Below are 1,994 nucleotides of genomic sequence, written 5' to 3'. Positions count from 1 at the left end.
CTGAGAACATCAAGCGGATTCGCGTGGAGGCAGACCTCAGCCTTCGTGAGCTCGCCGAGCGGTTGCAGGAGAACGGCCACCCGATCGCCCACTCCGGGTTGAGCAAGATCGAGAACCGAACGCGGCGCGTCGATGCTGACGATCTGATCGCTATCGCCATCGCGCTGGGTGTCTCGCCGATCTCGCTGTTTCTGCCGCGTGCAGTCGACCCTCGCGAAGACGTGCAGATATCCGGCTGGGGAGGTGAGCCTGCGATGTCGGCCTGGCTGTGGATCACCGGGGCCGGGCCTCTCGGCGGCGTGGAGATCTCAGCGCCTGAGACGAAGCCATGGTGGCTCCGCGCCGAGACGAGGTACGTACTCGAGAGCGTCAATCCCACGAGCGAAGCTGAAGAGATCCGCAAGAGGGTCGAAGACGGACATGGCCTCGATCAAGCAGCGCCCTGACGGTGTCTGGCGCGCCCGCTACCGGGACGACGCCGGCAAGGAGCACGCACGGCACTTCCCGACGAAACGGGAGGGGCAGCGGTGGATCGATGAGCAGACGGCCGCGCTCGTCACGGGCATGCACACGGAGCCGTCCCGCGCTCGGATAACGCTGGGGGAGTGGGCGGATACCTGGCTGCAGGGGTACGAGCGGAACCGCGCGTCGACTGTCCGGCAGGCGAAGGTGCACCTGCGGGTCATCGTCGCTGACCTTGGGCACCGTCCCCTGAAGGCTGTGCGCCCCTCTGAGGTGAACACGTGGATCGCATCACTTACGGCTAGGGGGTACGCCGCCAGCACCACGTACGCGCTCCACAGGCGCTTGTCGCAGCTATTCACTGACGCGGTGCACGACGGTCTGATTCCGCGATCGCCGTGCTCGAGGCGAACATCACCGCCTGCACCGAAGCAGCGGCCGTACGTCGCGACGACCGAGCAGGTGTGGGCGTTGCACGACGCCCTGCCGGCGCACTTCCGACCCGTTGTGCTGCTCGGCGCGTTCGTCGGATTGCGCGTGGCCGAGATCGCCGCGCTACGTGTAGGGGACGTCGACTTCATGCGCGGGATCGTCACCCCGGCGATCCAGTACCCGGCCGAGGAGCTAAAGACCGAGGCGTCCAAGAACCCGATCCCGATCCCCACCGAGCTCGCCGTCATGCTGAACGCCAACCCGGTGCAGTGGGGGAGCGACACCATCGTCGTCGGCGCGTTCGGTCGCCCGGTGTCGCCGTACACGATCGAGCAGGCATTCGCGGCCGCACGGGAGACCGTGGACGGACTACCCGCCGGGTTCCGCATCCACGATCTGCGGCACTACTTCGCGAGCCTGCTCATCGCCGCCGGCCTCGACATCAAGACCGTGCAGGCCCGCCTCCGCCACGCGTCAGCGAAGACAACCCTCGACACCTACGGACACATGTGGCCCGACCGAGATGAGTCTTCGAGAGCCGCAGTGAGCGCCGCTCTGCGCTTCGCGCCCGGGCAGATGACGGGTACTGCGGCTGGACGCCAGTAGCTCTCAAGGCTGAGGCGGGTTCGACCGGAACCACGCGAGAGCTCGCTCAAGGGGCTCGTACACCCAGCGCCAGAGGGCCTGCTCCTCGTACAGCGTGGCGCTCGCTTGGTAGCCAGGGCGCGGGGGGCATTCGCGCCACAGCCAGCCGCCTCCGAACGGACCTACCCCAAACGGGCCCTCACCGAATCCGACCGCCATCGTCGCGTGCACGCCTCGATGATCAGCTTCGCCACGGACGTACACCATGGCGACGAGGTTCCGGCGATCAGGGTCGTTGCCGGCCCAGGCGACCTGTGCGCGGCCGCTGACACCGTAGGCGGTCCATAGGCCATAAACGTGGCTGAGGGCCTCGGCTGTCCGGGTGAGGACGGCCTGCTCGTCGTCGGCGTCGATCGCTTCCCGGATCGCGCTGACCGCCGACTCCAGGCCGCGGAGGCGTATCTCCCGGGGCGATGCAGAGGGTTCAGGGGGCATGGCTGACACTAACGCGAGTC

General features: G+C 67.5%; 3 protein-coding genes. 2 read left to right on the top strand and 1 reads right to left on the bottom strand.

All coding sequences use genetic code 11. The features are described 5' to 3' along the window. Positions 1-446, top strand: a 446-nt coding sequence (locus ACTUAL_RS29480; protein WP_440902526.1) for a helix-turn-helix domain-containing protein, incomplete at its 5' end; no start/stop codon positions are given. Continuing rightward, on the top strand, positions 421-1,500 hold the full coding sequence (locus tag ACTUAL_RS29475) for a tyrosine-type recombinase/integrase (protein ID WP_440902525.1): 1,080 nt from the start codon (positions 421-423) through the stop codon (positions 1,498-1,500). The genes ACTUAL_RS29480 and ACTUAL_RS29475, both read left to right, overlap by 26 nt. Positions 1,501-1,503: 3 nt before the next feature. Here the strand turns inward: ACTUAL_RS29475 and ACTUAL_RS29470 are convergent. After that, positions 1,504-1,994, bottom strand: a 491-nt coding sequence (locus tag ACTUAL_RS29470) for a hypothetical protein (RefSeq protein WP_440902524.1), incomplete at its 5' end; no start/stop codon positions are given.

The organism is Actinosynnema sp., from assembly GCF_052038725.1.
Note: the sequence above shows the minus strand (reverse complement) of the source record. Positions and strands in the feature narration are given on the sequence as shown.

What these genes read in the sequence shown, in the direction of transcription:
- ACTUAL_RS29475 (WP_440902525.1), top strand. Translation starts at nt 421, where the DNA reads ATGGCCTCGATCAAGCAGCGCCCTGACGGTGTCTGGCGCGCCCGCTAC.